At 58.3% G+C, this 14,865-nt stretch carries 6 protein-coding genes; 4 read left to right on the top strand and 2 right to left on the bottom strand.

The features are described from left to right. Positions 1-35 precede the first annotated feature (35 nt). The 4 genes from KP806_RS18595 to KP806_RS18580 all read left to right on the top strand — a co-directional run bounded on the left by KP806_RS18595 (position 36) and on the right by KP806_RS18580 (position 12,453). Complete coding sequence (locus KP806_RS18595) at positions 36-7,595, top strand: neuraminidase-like domain-containing protein (RefSeq protein ID WP_224725232.1); 7,560 nt, start codon at positions 36-38, stop codon at positions 7,593-7,595. Further along, positions 7,592-11,389 (top strand): Tc toxin subunit A-related protein, encoded by a 3,798-nt coding sequence (locus KP806_RS18590; protein ID WP_224725231.1) that lies wholly within the window; start codon positions 7,592-7,594, stop codon positions 11,387-11,389. The genes KP806_RS18595 and KP806_RS18590 overlap by 4 nt, the downstream gene beginning before the upstream one ends. A 270-nt stretch (positions 11,390-11,659) precedes the next feature. Beyond that, the gene (locus KP806_RS18585; protein ID WP_224725230.1) at positions 11,660-12,082 is read left to right on the top strand and encodes a hypothetical protein; all 423 of its coding nucleotides are present in this window, start codon (positions 11,660-11,662) and stop codon (positions 12,080-12,082) included. Beyond that, positions 12,082-12,453: a type II toxin-antitoxin system RelE family toxin gene (locus KP806_RS18580; RefSeq protein ID WP_224725229.1), complete on the top strand. Its 372-nt coding sequence runs from the start codon at positions 12,082-12,084 to the stop codon at positions 12,451-12,453. Before KP806_RS18585 ends, KP806_RS18580 begins: the two co-directional genes overlap by 1 nt. 94 nt (positions 12,454-12,547) lie before the next feature. Here the strand turns inward: KP806_RS18580 and KP806_RS18575 are convergent, their stop codons facing one another. Both KP806_RS18575 and KP806_RS18570 read right to left on the bottom strand, forming a co-directional pair. Beyond that, positions 12,548-13,372, bottom strand: a complete 825-nt coding sequence (locus tag KP806_RS18575) for a WYL domain-containing protein (protein ID WP_224725228.1) — start codon at positions 13,370-13,372, stop codon at positions 12,548-12,550. Then, complete coding sequence (locus KP806_RS18570; protein ID WP_224725227.1) at positions 13,359-14,669, bottom strand: helix-turn-helix transcriptional regulator; 1,311 nt, start codon at positions 14,667-14,669, stop codon at positions 13,359-13,361. The genes KP806_RS18575 and KP806_RS18570 overlap by 14 nt, the downstream gene beginning before the upstream one ends. Between the last annotated feature and the right edge of the window lie 196 nt (positions 14,670-14,865).

Here is a 14,865-nt window from a genome sequence, read left to right as displayed (position 1 = left end):
TCCCGTCTACCGGGACCAGATATGGAGGGAATGCTTTGGAAACGATTTTTACGTTTAGCTTGACCGGACGGATCATTAATCTGAATAACAAGCCTCTGGGCCGGCTTATCGTCAGTGCGTACGACCATGACCCCGATTCGCCGGACGATGCGCTCGGGCACGCCGTCACGGATGCGAACGGGATCTACACGATCAGGTTCGCGGCGGATCTGTTCCATGTCGGCGGGAAGGAAAGCGGCGGACCGGATCTATATATCACCGTATACGACGGCGACACGTTCGTAGGCAAAAGCTCAACCTACGCCAATGCCCAAACGAACAGCGTGATCGACTTGAAAGTGAATTACACGCCGGGAGGAACGCAGGCGAAGGGAGCGATTGAAGGGCGGATTGTGCTGGAGCACAAGCTGCCGGCCCGGAATACGAAAGTGCGGCTCTACCGCAAAGGCTTCGGCGGCCAAGCCGAGCTCGTAGGAGAGTCCGTCACCGGCGATGAAGGCCATTACTCTTTTGCTTACGAACGGAGGGGAAATGCCGCGGCGCTCGAGGTGCGCGCGGTCGATGCGCAGGGCAAGGAGCTGACTCTCTCGAAGCCGCTCTATTCCTCGGACAGTGAAGATCGGATGGAGGTCAACCTGATCGCGCCGTCCTCCCTGCAGCCGAACGTACCGGAATACAAACGCCTGGCGGATGATCTCAAGACGCAGCTCGGCGAGCTGTCGAGGCTGGCCGGGGCCAAGGAGAATGCCGAACGCCAGGATCTCACCCTGCTGAACCGCGCTACCGGCTGGGATATGCGGCTGATCGCGCTCGCCGCCACGGCCGAGCGGATGAGCGCCGAGCCGGACGTCAAGCTGCCGCAGGAGCTGCTGTACGGGCTGCTTCGCGCCGGACTGCCGTCCGACAAGCTGGCGCTTGCGCAGGTGTCGCCGGATGCGGCCGAGAATGCGCTTAGAACGGTGCGGGATGCGGGGATCGTCGCTTTTACGGACGAACAGATCAGGCAGCACAAGGCGAGCTTTACCGCTTTTTCCAACAGGACTCGCCTCAGCATTACCGCTCCCGGCTCCCAAGCGACCTACGGCCAGCTGCTGAAAATATCCGGTTTAACCGATGACGAACAGACCAGGTTCGCATCCGTCTATTTGAATCACCGCGGCGACGCGGCCGGGCTATGGGAGAAGGCGCGCCAGGCGGGGCTGGGCGAGCAGAAGGTCGGCAGGCTGAAGCTGCAGGGCAAGCTGGCGTTTCTCGCGGATAACAGCGAAGCGGTAACAACCAGACTTATGCAAAAAGTGACCGATCCCGCGCAGCTAGCCGAGCAGGATTACCATCTGCCGGAGAAGTGGAAGGCCGAATTGCGGAGCATGGCGGGGACCGACGCGGCGAAGCTGGCCGCTGCGATTCCGTCCGTCTACGTGGGAGAGAACACCGAAGCCAGACTGAACGCCTACGCCGAAGAGATGGCGCGCAAAGTGCGCCTGAGCTATCCGACGCAGGTCGTGGGCCGGCTCATCGAGCAGGATACCGCCGATGCTTTCAAGCTGGGCGCCGGCCGCAAGAGCGCGGCACAGCTGCTGAAGCAGGCGGCAAAAGCGGGCTTCCGGCTGGGCGAGACGCCTGTCGGGACATTCCTCAAAGCAAATGCGGACGTCGCGGCGGGCCTTCCGGCATCTGCCGCCGAAATGGCCGGTCAACAGCTGAGAGCGCTGCAGCGCGTGTATCAGATCACCCCGAGCAACGAGGCGATGCCCGTTATGCTCAGTCTCGGCATGACGTCGGCTTACGATGTAACGGCTTACTCCGAGCAGGCGTTCGCGGATCTTTACATGAACAAATACAAGGAAATTTACAAAAAAAGCCCGACCAAAGAGGAAACGCTGCTCGTCTACCGCAAAGCGAACCAGGTGAGCAGCGTCACGTACAATCTGTTCACCGCCGCCAAGAAGCTCGAAAGCGAGGTGCCGCTGCACGGCCTGTCGGCGCCGGTCGAGGCGAGGGAGCAAGCGCGCAGCGAGATCCGCGACGAGTTCATCAAGCAATTTCCGACGATGGAGTCGCTGTTCGGCTCGATGGACTACTGCGAATGCGAGCACTGCCGTTCGGTGCTCAGCCCGGCCGCTTATCTGGTCGATCTGTTTCAATTCGTCGATGCGGAAGACGAGGTGTGGAGCGGCTTCCTCAAGCAGTGGGAAACGACGCACAACAACCAGTCCTATGATGCGAAGTACAAGAAGCCGTTCGAGGTGCTGAGGAACCGCCGTCCCGATCTGCCCTATCTGCCTCTGACCTGCGAGAATACCCAGACGGTGCTGCCGTATATCGATATCGTGAATGAAATTTTGGAGTATTACGTCGCGAATGGAAAATTAACCGAAGCCGCCGTCCGCGATACGGGCGAGGTGCCGTCGGAGGAGCTGCTGGCCGAGCCGCAATACGTGATCCAGGAAGCGTATAAAAGAGTGCTCGAAGCCCGCTACCCGCTCCAGCTGCCGTTCGATCTTTGGCTCGAGACGGTCCGCCGTTTTTGCGGCCATTTCGAGACGCCGCTGGCAAAGGTGCTGGAAGCGTTCCGTCCGGGAGATGCCCTGTTCGCTCCCGCTCAGCCTTACGATCTCTCGGCCGTATTCCTGGAAGCCTTGGGGTTGTCGCCTGCAGAAGCGGCGATTCTGACCGCTCCGAATCCGCTCGCCGATTGGCACACCTTGTACGGCTATGCCTCCGCCGCCGAAGCGACCACGCCGAAGACCGACGCAGCCAGCGGCCGGCGGACCGACCTGAATTCCGCCAAGGCTCTCGCGAGACGGCTGGGCGTAACCAACAAGGAGCTGGCCGACATTATCCAGACCGGCTTCGTCAATCCGAAGCTGGAGAAGCTGGCGCTGCTCTACAAGCTTGGCGTCAGCGTCCACGACGTGCGTTTCTACTTGACCAACAAAACGCTCATCCCGCAAGCACCGGCCGTGCTCTCCGCGGATGCGAGACAGCGCCGGCTGGAGGCGATCGCGTTCTCCGACAGGCTTACGGCGCTTGCCGGCACCTTCGGTATTCCGGCAACTCAGCTCGAAGCCCAGCTGCAGGCGATCCCCTTCGGCCAGGTGCTGCTGCTTGCCGATCCGGATGCCGGCTCCAGCTTCGATCTGACCGAGCTGCGGTACGCAAGCGGCAATCCGGCGGACGCCATAGCTTTTCTTCGGATCAACCTGTTTGTCCGGCTTTGGAGAAAACTGGGCTGGAGCCTGGAGGAGACCGACCGCGCCCTGCAGGTGTTCATACCGAAGCTTGCGCCATTCGAAGCGGTTCATCTGAATAAGCGGCCGCTGCTGACCGCGCTCATCTATATGGCTCATTTGAAGGTGCTGGAAACGAAGCTGCAGCTCGGCAAGCAGGCCCGACTCAAGCTTTTGACCTTGTGGTCGGACATTTCCGTGACGGGCAAAAGCTCTCTCTATGCACAGCTGTTCCTTACGCGCGGCGTGCTGAAGAGCGATCCCGTCTTCGATCACCCGCTCGGGAACTATTTGACTGGCGGCGCATGGATCAAGGATCATCTGCCTGTCCTACAGGGCGCGCTCGGCCTGACCGCCGAGGAGGTCGGCAGCATTTTGGGCGACGCGGGCCTGACCCTCGAGCAGGCGAAGCTGACGCTGCCCAATGCCTCTCTGCTTTACCGGTACGGTCTGCTGGCCAAGGGGCTGAAGTTATCTGTTCGCGAGGTGGTCGCTCTCAAGCAGTTATCGGGGCTGGATCCGTTCAAGCCTTTATCAGAAGGGCCTTTGACGGCTACCGAAGAGGATCATCCGTTTACACAGACTTTGCGCTTCGTGGAAGCGGCAGAAGATATCAAAGCGAGCGGAATGTCGGTCGCGGACCTGGACTATTTGCTGCGGCACCGCTACGACGAGACGGGCAAATACCGTCCGGACCGGGAGGGGATGCTGAGCCTGCTGAAGTCGCTGTCCGAGGGCATCCGCGCCATTCGCGCCGAGCACGCCGTGCCGGCCGATCCCGGCGGCTTGTCCGAGGACGTGCTGCGCCAGAAGCTGAGTCTCATACTGCCTGGTGCTACGGTTGAACGGTTCCTGGCGATGCTGAACGGAACGGCCGAGTTTACCGCAGCCGCGCAAGGGGTATCGCCGGGCGAGGAGCTGAGTCCGGTCGAATTCGCAGACGAGCCGGCGATCCGCGAGCTGCGCTACAACGAAACGCGCCAGGAGCAGAAGCTGACCTTCCGCGGCGTGCTGTTCGAGACGGAGAAGCAAAAGCTGCTCGACCGCCATCCATCGGAGCTGCTGAAAGCCTTGCTCAGCGACGTGCAGGAGCAGGCGAGGGCGTTTTTCGAGCAGCATTTGCAGCTGACCGAGCTGCAGCCTCAGACGGGCTTCCTGAAGGGCGAGCTGTTCGAGCTGCTGTTCGACAGCCGCCTTCCGCTTGAAGACGGCGAATCCGAGCAGGACAGGCAGCGCAAGCGGCAGGCGTTCATCGCCGAAGCGTTCCTGCCGTTTCTGCAGGAACGCCTGATCCGCCGGTTCATCGTCCAGAAACTGACGGCGCATACCGGGGCCGACCCGGCGCTCGCGGAAAGCCTGATCAGCGACGGGCGTCTGCTGGCCGTGTCCAAGCCGCTCGGAGCCGCATTTGCCGGAGTCGGGTACCGGGGCGTGACGGCGACGTATTTCTCTTCTGCCGACGGGACCGGGGCGAAGCTGTCCTCGTTCCCGATGGCCGACGCCGATACCGGTCTGAAGGGGCCAAGCGGCAGTCCGCTTAAGCCGGCGGCTGCGGGCAGCGCCCGTTTTGACGGCTATATCGAGGTGCCGGCCTCCGGGGCGTACCGGTTCTACGTGGCGCTGGACAAGAAGGACGCGGAAGCCGAGCTGCGCTTCGAGCATTTGCAGGACCCGGTTTTCTGGAGGGCATCGGCAGGCACCGACAACAGCGTGCTCGGCAATGAGCCGCAGCAGTTTCTGGAGCTGAAGGCGGGCGTTCCGTACCGGTTCTCCTTGCTGCTGCATCGCCTGAACGGAGGAAACGCGCGGCTGCTCGTGCAGGGCGAAGCGCTGCCGAAGGGCAGTCCGGCACAGCTCCTCTATCCGCTCGCGGCCATGGAGGAGTCGGAGCGCGCCGCGGTGCTGCTGGCCAAAGCGCTGCAGCTGCTGCAGAGCCTCGGCCTGAACGAGCGCGAAGCCCGCTACCTGCTGACTCACGCCGCGGCATTCGACGGCTTGAATTTGAGCTTGCTGCCGGCGACTGCAGAGGAAGGTACGCTTGCGAACGGCCAAGCCTTGTTCCGGCAATGGCGGCGTCTCGCCGGTTATGCCCGCCTGAAGCGCGAGCTGGCCGGAGGGCTCGACAGCCTGGTCGATATTTTCGAAGCGAACGGCTCGTCGCAGCCGGATCAAGTGTATCCGCTGATCGCGAAGCTGGCGCGCATGGACGAGCTCGAGGTCAAAGCCGCCGCCAAGACGCTGTTTGCGGCACCGGCCTTCGCAAGCGAGAAGCCGCTGGCCCGTCTGTGGGAGGCGCTGCAGATCGTCCGGGCATTCGGGATTTCGGCTTCGTCCGTGGCGGATTGGACGCGCATCGTCAGCGCATCGTCCACTCCGGCGCAGCGGTTCGCCATCGCCCGCGATTTGAAGGAAGCGGTGAAAGCCCGGTTCGAGACCGAGACGTGGCATCGCATCGCGCAGCCGATCTTCGACAAGCTGCGGCAGCGCCAGCGGGATGCGCTCGCTGCACGAGTGATGCATCTGCTCGGCTTTGACCGCATGGAGCAGCTGTATGAATACTTTCTGATCGATCCCGGCATGGAGCCGGTGGTGCAATCGTCGCGCATTCGGATGGCGATCGGCTCGCTGCAGCTCTTCATCCAGCGCTGCCTGCTGAACCTGGAGCCGCAGGTGCATCCGTCGGCCATTAACGCCAAGCAGTGGGAGTGGATGAAGCGGTACCGCGTCTGGGAAGCCAACCGCAAAATCTTTCTCTTCCCGGAAAACTGGCTGGAGCCGGAGTTCCGCGACGACAAGACGCATCTGTTCAGCGAGCTGGAAGGCGCGCTCCTGCAGGGCGACGTCACCGCCGATCTGGCCGAGGACGCGTTCCTGAACTATTTGAAAAAGCTGGACGAGCTGGCCCGGCTCGACATCGTCGCGATGCATCTGGAGGATCACGCCGACCCGGCTCTTCGCAAGCTTCATGTTATCGGCCGGACCTACAGCCAGCCGCATAAATATTTTTACCGCCGCTACCTTCACCGGATGTGGACGCCGTGGGAGCCGGTGAGCGCGGAAATCGAAGGGGATCATCTGGCGCCGGTCGTCTGGCGGGATCGGCTGTACCTGTTCTGGGTGACGTTCATGGACAAACCGGCCGACAATCAGCCTCCGTCCGGGACGACAAGCACGACGAAAATGGCCGATGCGACCGTGAACGCTTTATACGCGAATGTCGCGGTCAAGCAAATCCAGATTCAGCTGCACTGGAGCGAATACGTAGGCGAGGAGTGGAGCACGCGCGAATCCGGCGGATGGTCCGCCGTCATTACGAAAACCGTGGCCGGCAGCTTCAATCCGAAAACCGTGTTTGTTCACGTCTCCAAGGCTTACGAGGACGGCGAGGAACGTGGCGTATACGTGCATTTGGGCGGGGCGATTGAGAAGGCGTTTTATTTGGCGGGCCGCAACAGCGAGCCTGCTGCTCAGAGCTACACTTCGAACGGCACGATGGGCGGCAAGCCTGACAATCCGTACAGCGCCAAAACGGTGCGGGCTGCGCGCTATGCGGGAAGCGGAGCGCTCCATGTGACGTATAATCACCGCATGACGACGGAAGCCGGCAAGGCGCCGAAGACGGAGACGGAATCGCCGGGCATTTTGCAGAAGGGCGCAAGCGAGTATACGCTGCTGCCATGCGATAACAACATCGAGATTGGCATTCCTGCGTCTGCCTATGAGGGAGCGGACGATCCGGCGGGCGTCAAAGCGGCGCTCGAGAGAAGCTCGCGCGAGCTTGCGGCGCTGTCGAAGCCGGTTTTTTATCAGGATAGCTTGCATACCTTGTTCCTTGAACCAAGCGTGACGGAGAAGACGATCGAGGAGGTGCAGGAGTGGATTACGCGTACGCCGCAGCCCGAGCAGAGCTGGGAGCTTCCGGACTGGTGGAAGGAGATGCAGGTCGCGCCCGCCATTCCGTTCAATCCGATCGATCCGGTCATCAACATCCCGTTCGATATCTGGTCTAATATCCAACCGGTCGACAAGATTGACTGGATGATCAATGAAAGCACGGTTCTCCAGTTCGACGAAGTGTATATCGCTCCCGAGCGGATCACGGCGGACATCGGCGGTGTGCTGACAGATAGCGGCATTTTGCAGGCCGGCACTCCTCAGGTCGGTATCCCGCAGGGCGGTATCCGCGAAGTCGGCATTGCCGGATCGCCTCAGCTATCAGGGACGATAACGACGCCGGCAGCCAAAACCTACAATGTAATCGGAGCTATGGGTTACCAATCGACCCAGCTGAAAAACTTCCAGGATTCGTTCAAGCTGTCCGCAGGCAGTCTATTGTTCAACCAAGGAGGAGGGTTCCAGCGATGAAAAAGACGGCGGTCATCAACCGTTTCCACGACATGTCGGATACGATAGCCTGGCGCAGGCCGCGCTACGTGGAAACGAAGGAGACGAAGGAGTTTCTCATTCAGGAGCATGAGGTCAGCTACCGCGTCACCCTGCACCAGCATCCCTACGTGCAGCAGCTGGTGCAGCGGCTGCTGCGCAAAGGCACCGCGGGCTTGCAGGACGCGGATACCGAATATACAGCCGATGGCGCCGCGCTCGCGGGCAGCATCGAGCTTGCGCTTGGGGCCGGCGAAAGCATGAAGCTCGCGGCCGATACGGAGCTTGTCCTGACCGCAGCCATTCAGGTCATTTCCGCGGGAGTCCCGGTCAATCTGGCGGCGGGCATGGCGGTTAGAACCGCGGCAAGCGGGGGCTATTCGGCGCAGGCGCCGAACGGGATAAGGGCCGTGCTGACGGACGGCATGACGAATATCCCGCCTGTCGGCTCCGAGCTGACGCTCGCGGAAAACCGCGAGGCTTCCGTTCTCGGCAGCGTTAAGATCGTCCTGTCCGCCTCGACGCCGATCGTGCTGCATGACGGGCAGCCGGCGGCGCTACCCGCCGGAACCGCCGTGCAGCTTGCAGACAGCGCGCGGATCACGATGGCAAGCGGCACAAAGGCCAGGCTGCTGAGGCGCAAGCTGCGCCCGAGCCTGTACGCGGATTTTTTCGATCAAGTATACGGGGCAAGCGAGCAGCACATTCAAGTTCCTTATCCGGTCAAGGACCTGGACTTCTCCTCCGGCGGCGCGTATTCGGCCTACAACTGGGAGTTGTTCTATCACGTCCCTCTGACGATTGCGATGCATCTGAGCAAAAACCAGCGGTTCGCGGAAGCGCAGCGGTGGTTCCACTACCTGTTCGATCCGACGGACGGCAGCGACGGCCCGACGCCGGAGCGGTTCTGGAAGGTGCGTCCGTTCCAGTACACCGACGTCAGGAAGATCGAAGAAGTGCTGATCAACCTCGTGACCGGGGCGGACCGCGAGCTGCGGGAAGAGACGATCAGCAGCATGAACAACTGGCAGGAAAATCCGTTCCGTCCGCATGTAATCGCGCGTTACCGGCAGCAGGCGTACATGTACAAAACCGTCATGGCTTACCTGGACAACCTGGTGGCATGGGGCGACTCGCTGTTCCGGCAGGATACCGGCGAAGCGATCGACGAAGCGCTGATGCTTTACGTGCTCGCGGCGAATATTTTGGGACCCCGTCCCCAGCCTGTTCCGAAAAAAGGCACCGTCCGCCCTCAAACATACGCCAACCTGAAGGAGGATATTAAGCAGTTCGGCATTGCGGTCCGCGATCTGGAGGCGGATCTGCCGTTCGATCTGATGCCGCTTCCCGCAGACAGCGCGGCGGACAACGACCGGCTGGCGACGCTTCGCAGCCTCGGGAAGGCGATGTACTTCTCCGTGCCGCGCAACGAGAAGCTGCTGGGCTATTGGGATACGGTGGCCGACCGCCTGTTCAAAATCCGTAACAGCCTGAACTTCCAGGGCATCTTCCGCCAGCTGGCGCTGTTCGAGCCGCCGATCGATCCGGCTATGCTGGCACGGGCCGTCGCCGCGGGACTAGACGTCAGCGCCGTGTTATCCGGGCTGAATCAGCCGCTGCCTTTGGTGAGATTCACGTTCCTTGTGCAGAAGGCGGCGGAGCTCGCGCAGGAAGTGAAGGAGCTCGGGAACAGCCTGCTTGCCGCCATGGAGAAGGAGGACGGCGAGGCGATGGCGGTCCTGCGCGCGAAGCACGAGCGGATCGTCATGGAGATGGCCGAGCAGGTCCGTTACGGGCAGCTTCAGGAGGCGATCAAGTCGACGGAGGGCCTGCGCAAAACGTTAGCCTCGGTCATCCAGCGCTACGCCTACTATGAGAAGCAGCTGGGCAAGACGCCGGAGGAAATCGAGCAGGCGACGAAGGCGGCGGTCGATGCGCTCGGCGAGGTGGACAGAGACGGCTTGAAAAAAATGAAGTTCAGCATGGAAGAGCCGGAGCTCGGGCTGCGGGACATCGAGGCGGACATCGCCACCGACGCCTTCGCGCAGGCCGCCCAGCTGCTTAGCGGCGGGAAGCTGCTCAGCTCGTATGAGGTGCTGGAGACGCTCCTCCTCGAGGGCGCACAGGTGGCTAGCGATATTGGCAGCCTACACAACGTAGCAAGCTCGGTTGCAAGCATCGTGCCGCAATTCGAAGTAAGCGCCGAGCCATGGGGGATGGGCGGAGCGACGACCTTCGGCGGGCAGAACGTTGCCGCGGGCATTACAGCCGTAGCGAATGCGTACAAAGGAATCGCCGACCGGTTAAACTTTGAAGCCCGCCGCGCGAGCCGCATCGACGGCTTTGCCCGCCGCGAACGCGATTGGGCGTTCCAGAGCAATCAGGCCGCGGCGGAAATGACCCAGATCTTCAAGCAGCTGCGCGCCTCGCAAATCCGCGAAGCGGTCGCCGAGCAGGAGCTCATCAATCACCGCCAGCAAATGAAGCACGCCGAGGAGATCGAGCGGTTCCTGAACGAGGAAGGCGCCGAGCGGACCGGCAAAAAGACAAATAAAGCTCTTTATGCCTGGATGAAGCGGGAAGCGAAAGGCGTTTACTCGCAGTGCTTCCAGCTCGCGTTCGATATCGCACGCAAAGCGGAGCGCGCCTTGCAGCATGAGCTGGGCGATCCGTCGCTGAGCTATCTCCAGTTCGGCTATCTGGCCGGCAAGGAAGGCCTTCTTGCGGGTGAGAAGCTGGGTCTCGACGTGAAGCGGATGGAGCTGGCTTTCCATGAGCTGAACCGGCGCGAGTACGAGCTGACGAAGCATGTCAGTCTGCTGCAGGTCGACCCGATGGCGCTTGTTCTGCTGCGTACGACCGGCCGTTGCGTGGTGAAGCTGCCGGAGTCGCTGTTCGACCTCGACGGCCCCGGCCACTACTTCCGGCGGATGAAGGCCGTGTCGGTCAGCATCCCTTGCGTGACCGGCCCTTACGCCAGCGTGAACTGCACGTTGACGCTGCTGAAGAGCAGCATCCGTACGACGCAGCTTCTCCGCGACGGGGCGTATGCCCGGGAGGACGCCGAGGACGACCGGTTCAACGACTACTTCGGCTCTCTGCAATCCATCGTCACCAGCTCCGCGCAAAATGACAGCGGCTTGTTCGAGACGAGCTTGCGGGACGAGCGTTACCTGCCGTTCGAGAACGCCGGCGTCATCAGCGAATGGCAGCTGGAGCTGCCGGCGGACCCGAGCCAGGGAGAGCCCTGCCAGTTCGACTACAGCACGATCAGCGACGTCATCCTGCATATCCGCTACACGGCGCGCGAAGGCGGCGCCCTGCTGCGCAAAGAGGCCAAGAAGCATGTCCAGCAGCAGATCCAGGACGGACAGGCCGCGGGCTCCATTCGACTCTTCTCGGTCCGCAGCGAATTCCCGACCGAGTGGGCAAAGCTCCAAGGCCAGATTCCGGGCGAAAACAAGCGGTTCGAGCTGTCCCTCCAATTCCGGCCGGAGCATTACCCGATCTGGAGCAAGGGGCGCCTCAAGAACGTAGCCCGCGTCTATTTGCTGGCCCGCAGCGCGGCGGATACACCTCCGGCGGCGCTGGATATTTTCGATGACGCAGATAAAACCAATACGAGCAAGAAAGGCACACTCGGGGAGAAAAGAGGCAGCCTGCTGGGCGGGGCGTTAACCTCCGGTCTCCCGGCCAAGCCCGACGGGGAATTGAAGCTCTATTTGGAGGACAAATCGATAGCGGATTTGTATATTGCTTTGACTTGGAGCGAATAGCAAAGCCAACCTATAACAAGGGACGGCGCCGAAGTGACAGCGATGAGCTGTTGCTTCGGCGCTGTTTTTTTGGGGGTATATGGTATTTCACTAAGCCCAATATTGAAAAATAACATTTTACATATAATATGTCATGTAAAGTGTGTTATAATATGTGCAACTGATGTATAGAATAAAATGACATGGGGAAAGATGGTGTTATCCTTGTTTGATGTCGGTTTGAAGTTCCTCGGAACTGGCCTGCCATATGGATATGGAGGTGTTGCATCTATGGTTGACGATAAAAAAGGATACGAAGAGTCTTTGCTTGCTGCAATCGAGTTTTATCAGAATAATGTTGTGAACATTAGTGAAGCTACAAGACAGAATAAACTTGCGGCTATTCTTGAAGATTATGCCAATGAAGGGCGGGACGCACAGCTCTTTGTGATTCAAAACAGTAAGAAAAAGGAAGCTTCGGGAGTTTTGATGAGTATTGACCGATACACAAGTTTGGTTAAAGAAAATGCCGCCGTTAACAAAGAGAATGATTACCTGAAAGAAAAAATAATTGAACTGGAGCTTGTATTAAAGACATTGCAGCGTGAATCCCAGGACACTTATTCAGTTGAAGCGGCTCTAGCCAAACTTGATCTGAATGATGACGATTTAATGGAGATCCTGAGTAATGATGTAGAGGTGGAGATTGACTAATGGCTGCTTCACCTCAAGTTGTCCAGTTATTCCAACAGACGTTGCATGCCCTTAAAGTTGATTTGCGTTTTAAAGAAGGGGTTATTGAAGAGGATCTAACTAATTTTGACAAGGGTCAACTTAAGGTTATTCTGGCAGCAATCAAAAAACGATTTACCGGCAACGCAAATCCGCACCATACAAGCACTGATTGGGAGCTGCACGACGATCTCAAAGGCGCCTATAAAATACGAATCATGAGCCCTTATCATATAAGAATTGTTTATCGGATTATAGAGGAATCAAATTGCACGATTGTACACATCTACGCGATCGGTCCGAGAGCGGATAGTGAAGTTTATAAGGCAGCAAAAAACAGAATAGATTGGTAACGTTAAAACAACTAAGCCTTAAATGTTCACAGTCAAAGCTCGCGGCTATAACAAAACAAAGGTGTCTGAATCTGCATGGATTCAGGCACCTTTTTTAAGTAGAAGATTCATCATCGGCCGGAATGACCCCATACCGTTCCAAAGCCTTGGTCGACGATTCCAGCATCCGTTTTTTTAAATATGGCCCCTCAACCACCCGAACCCGTTTCCCCAGAAAACGGAGCTTGGAAAGCAAATACTCCATCTCATCCCCAAGCGTACACACTCTAACCCGGTAAGTGTCGTTCTCCGTATCGTATTCTACATTTTTCTCGAAGCTGGAAAAGGCGTACATGATGCGGGACATCTCGGCGTTGTATGCACGAACGATTTCAATCACGACTTCGCTTTTACGAGAATCCAATGTCTCCCCAAGCTTCTTCAAAATGCTTTCCGCCGCCCACGGCTTGATCGGCTCTGCCTCGACGGAATGGATGTTCTTCAGCCTGGTGCTCATGAAGGCGTGATGCCGGATGTGATGCCAGAGCAAATACCATTCTCTTTTGACCATGGAGTATTCCAGCTTGTACGGAAACCCGGAATGGCCTGTTTTCACACGACCTCCCTTAATCTCGTAGGTGATCCGAATGCCCGTTTTATTCATAATGTGACGGCGTAAAGGCCGCAGGAGCGGATGGTAGACCTGTTTTTCCATGCTGCGGGCTTTCTCCATCAAATGAAGGGAAATATCCATCACCGGATCCGGTTCGAGGGCGGAACGCAGCTTGTCCAACGTGTCTGCAGTAAAAGCATCGGCCGCCGCGGGATGCTCCAGCATCGTTTTCAGCCATGCCCGTTCGTGAGAGGTGACCATGAAAGTGCCGGAATCCTCCAACCGGGAGAGGATCTGGTGATTGAATATTTTTTCAAACAGATTCATAGTAAGACTGGATCTCCTTCCATTCGGCAATCATTTCCCGGCGCAGCGCGGCGGGCTCTAAAATCTCGCAGCTCGAACCGAAGCTCCGCAGCCACGGCCTGATTTCGGTCGTCCCGTTCACCGTGATTTCGTAAATAAACGAATCTTTATCTTCAACCACAATTTGTCCCCACTGACCCTGCAGCAGCACCCGTTCTTTGATGAAATTCTGCTCCGAGCCTTCCGGATTAAAAAAGCGGGCGCGAACCGTCACCGGCCGTCCGGTATCGATGAGCCAGCTGTACCGCATTTTCTCGGCCAGCTCGGTTTGCCTCTCCTTATACCAAGCTTCGTCAACGGACTCATCCTCTTCGATTTGCGTGAGCCCTTCCATGCGGAATTTCCGGATTCCTTCTCTGCCGTAGGCTATCAAATACCATCTTCCATATTGATGATCATAGACGATCTTAAGCGGAAGCGTCTTCTCGGCTTTGCCCTTCGTATCGCGTTCGAATAAGGGATTGGTATTTTTGGAGGCGTAGCTTTTTTCGGATTTGGGCGAGAAGTACAGAAAGCGGACCTTGCGGCGGTGACGGATGGCATGAAGCAGCGTGAACAGGTGTGCCTCATCCAGAATCCGCGAGTAATAGTGATACTTATATAAAAACGGCTCGACGGAATGCTGCTCGACATCCTTTCGCATCAGATGTTTTTTGAGTCCGTCGCGCAGCAGATAACCTTGCACGGAAGGCACCTGCGTGTTCGCCATCACATCCACAAAATCATACAAATCGATCAGCTCGTCATTCGTCAAGCTTCGTACTAGATCATCCTGAATTCGAAACTTGTAGGGGCGGGGTCCCGGTTCCTTGCGGATGACTCCAACCTCCTCCAAATACTTGAGGTCCGACCGGATCGTTTTCTCGTCAGGCATGGGAAGCTCGGAAGATGTACTGCCGCAGCACAGATCCAGCAGCTCCATCGCGGTCCGGGCTTGTCCTGTCATTGCACCCAAAAGCAGAGAGATTCTGTGACTTTCAGATTCCTTTACGGATTTGGCGCGAAACAGAAACAAGAGCTGCGGATCGGTGGAGTCATAATAGCTAAACCGGAGCGACTCGGAAAATTCTTTGCTCTGCTCCTGCGGCAAATGCTGGTGCATGGAGCTGACGACATCTTTGAGCCGCCGGATCGTTTTATCAAAGGTGTGGACGGAAATGCCCAGCCGCTCTGCGAATTGTTGTCTGCTGAAGGCCCCGCTTGTGAGCACCAGCATGCGCAGAAATTGGATTTCTTTATCGAAGCTTTCCTTAGCCAATGGTATCCCCCGTTCCTTAGAAGCAGCATCCTTTTCATTGTAACAGGGGACAGATAGGGGGGGAATGGAAAGATTTTCTCGTGTCGTAATACTTTCGCCATGTTCGCTGCTCCAATAATAAGCGAAAATAAACCCATCAGCCGACGCGGCAACGTGAGAGCTGATCAGATCACCGAGGCGCATGGAAGGGTTACTT

The organism is Paenibacillus vietnamensis (assembly GCF_020169515.1).
GTDB lineage: Bacteria > Bacillota > Bacilli > Paenibacillales > Paenibacillaceae > Pristimantibacillus > Pristimantibacillus vietnamensis.
Note: the sequence above shows the minus strand (reverse complement) of the source record. Positions and strands in the feature narration are given on the sequence as shown.

Excerpts from the sequence above, each read along its gene's own strand:
- KP806_RS18575 (WP_224725228.1), bottom strand. The coding sequence starts at position 13,372 with ATGAATCTGTTTGAAAAAATATTCAATCACCAGATCCTCTCCCGGTTG.
- KP806_RS18585 (WP_224725230.1), top strand. The coding sequence starts at position 11,660 with ATGGTTGACGATAAAAAAGGATACGAAGAGTCTTTGCTTGCTGCAATC.
- KP806_RS18590 (WP_224725231.1), top strand. The coding sequence starts at position 7,592 with ATGAAAAAGACGGCGGTCATCAACCGTTTCCACGACATGTCGGATACG.
- KP806_RS18580 (WP_224725229.1), top strand. The coding sequence starts at position 12,082 with ATGGCTGCTTCACCTCAAGTTGTCCAGTTATTCCAACAGACGTTGCAT.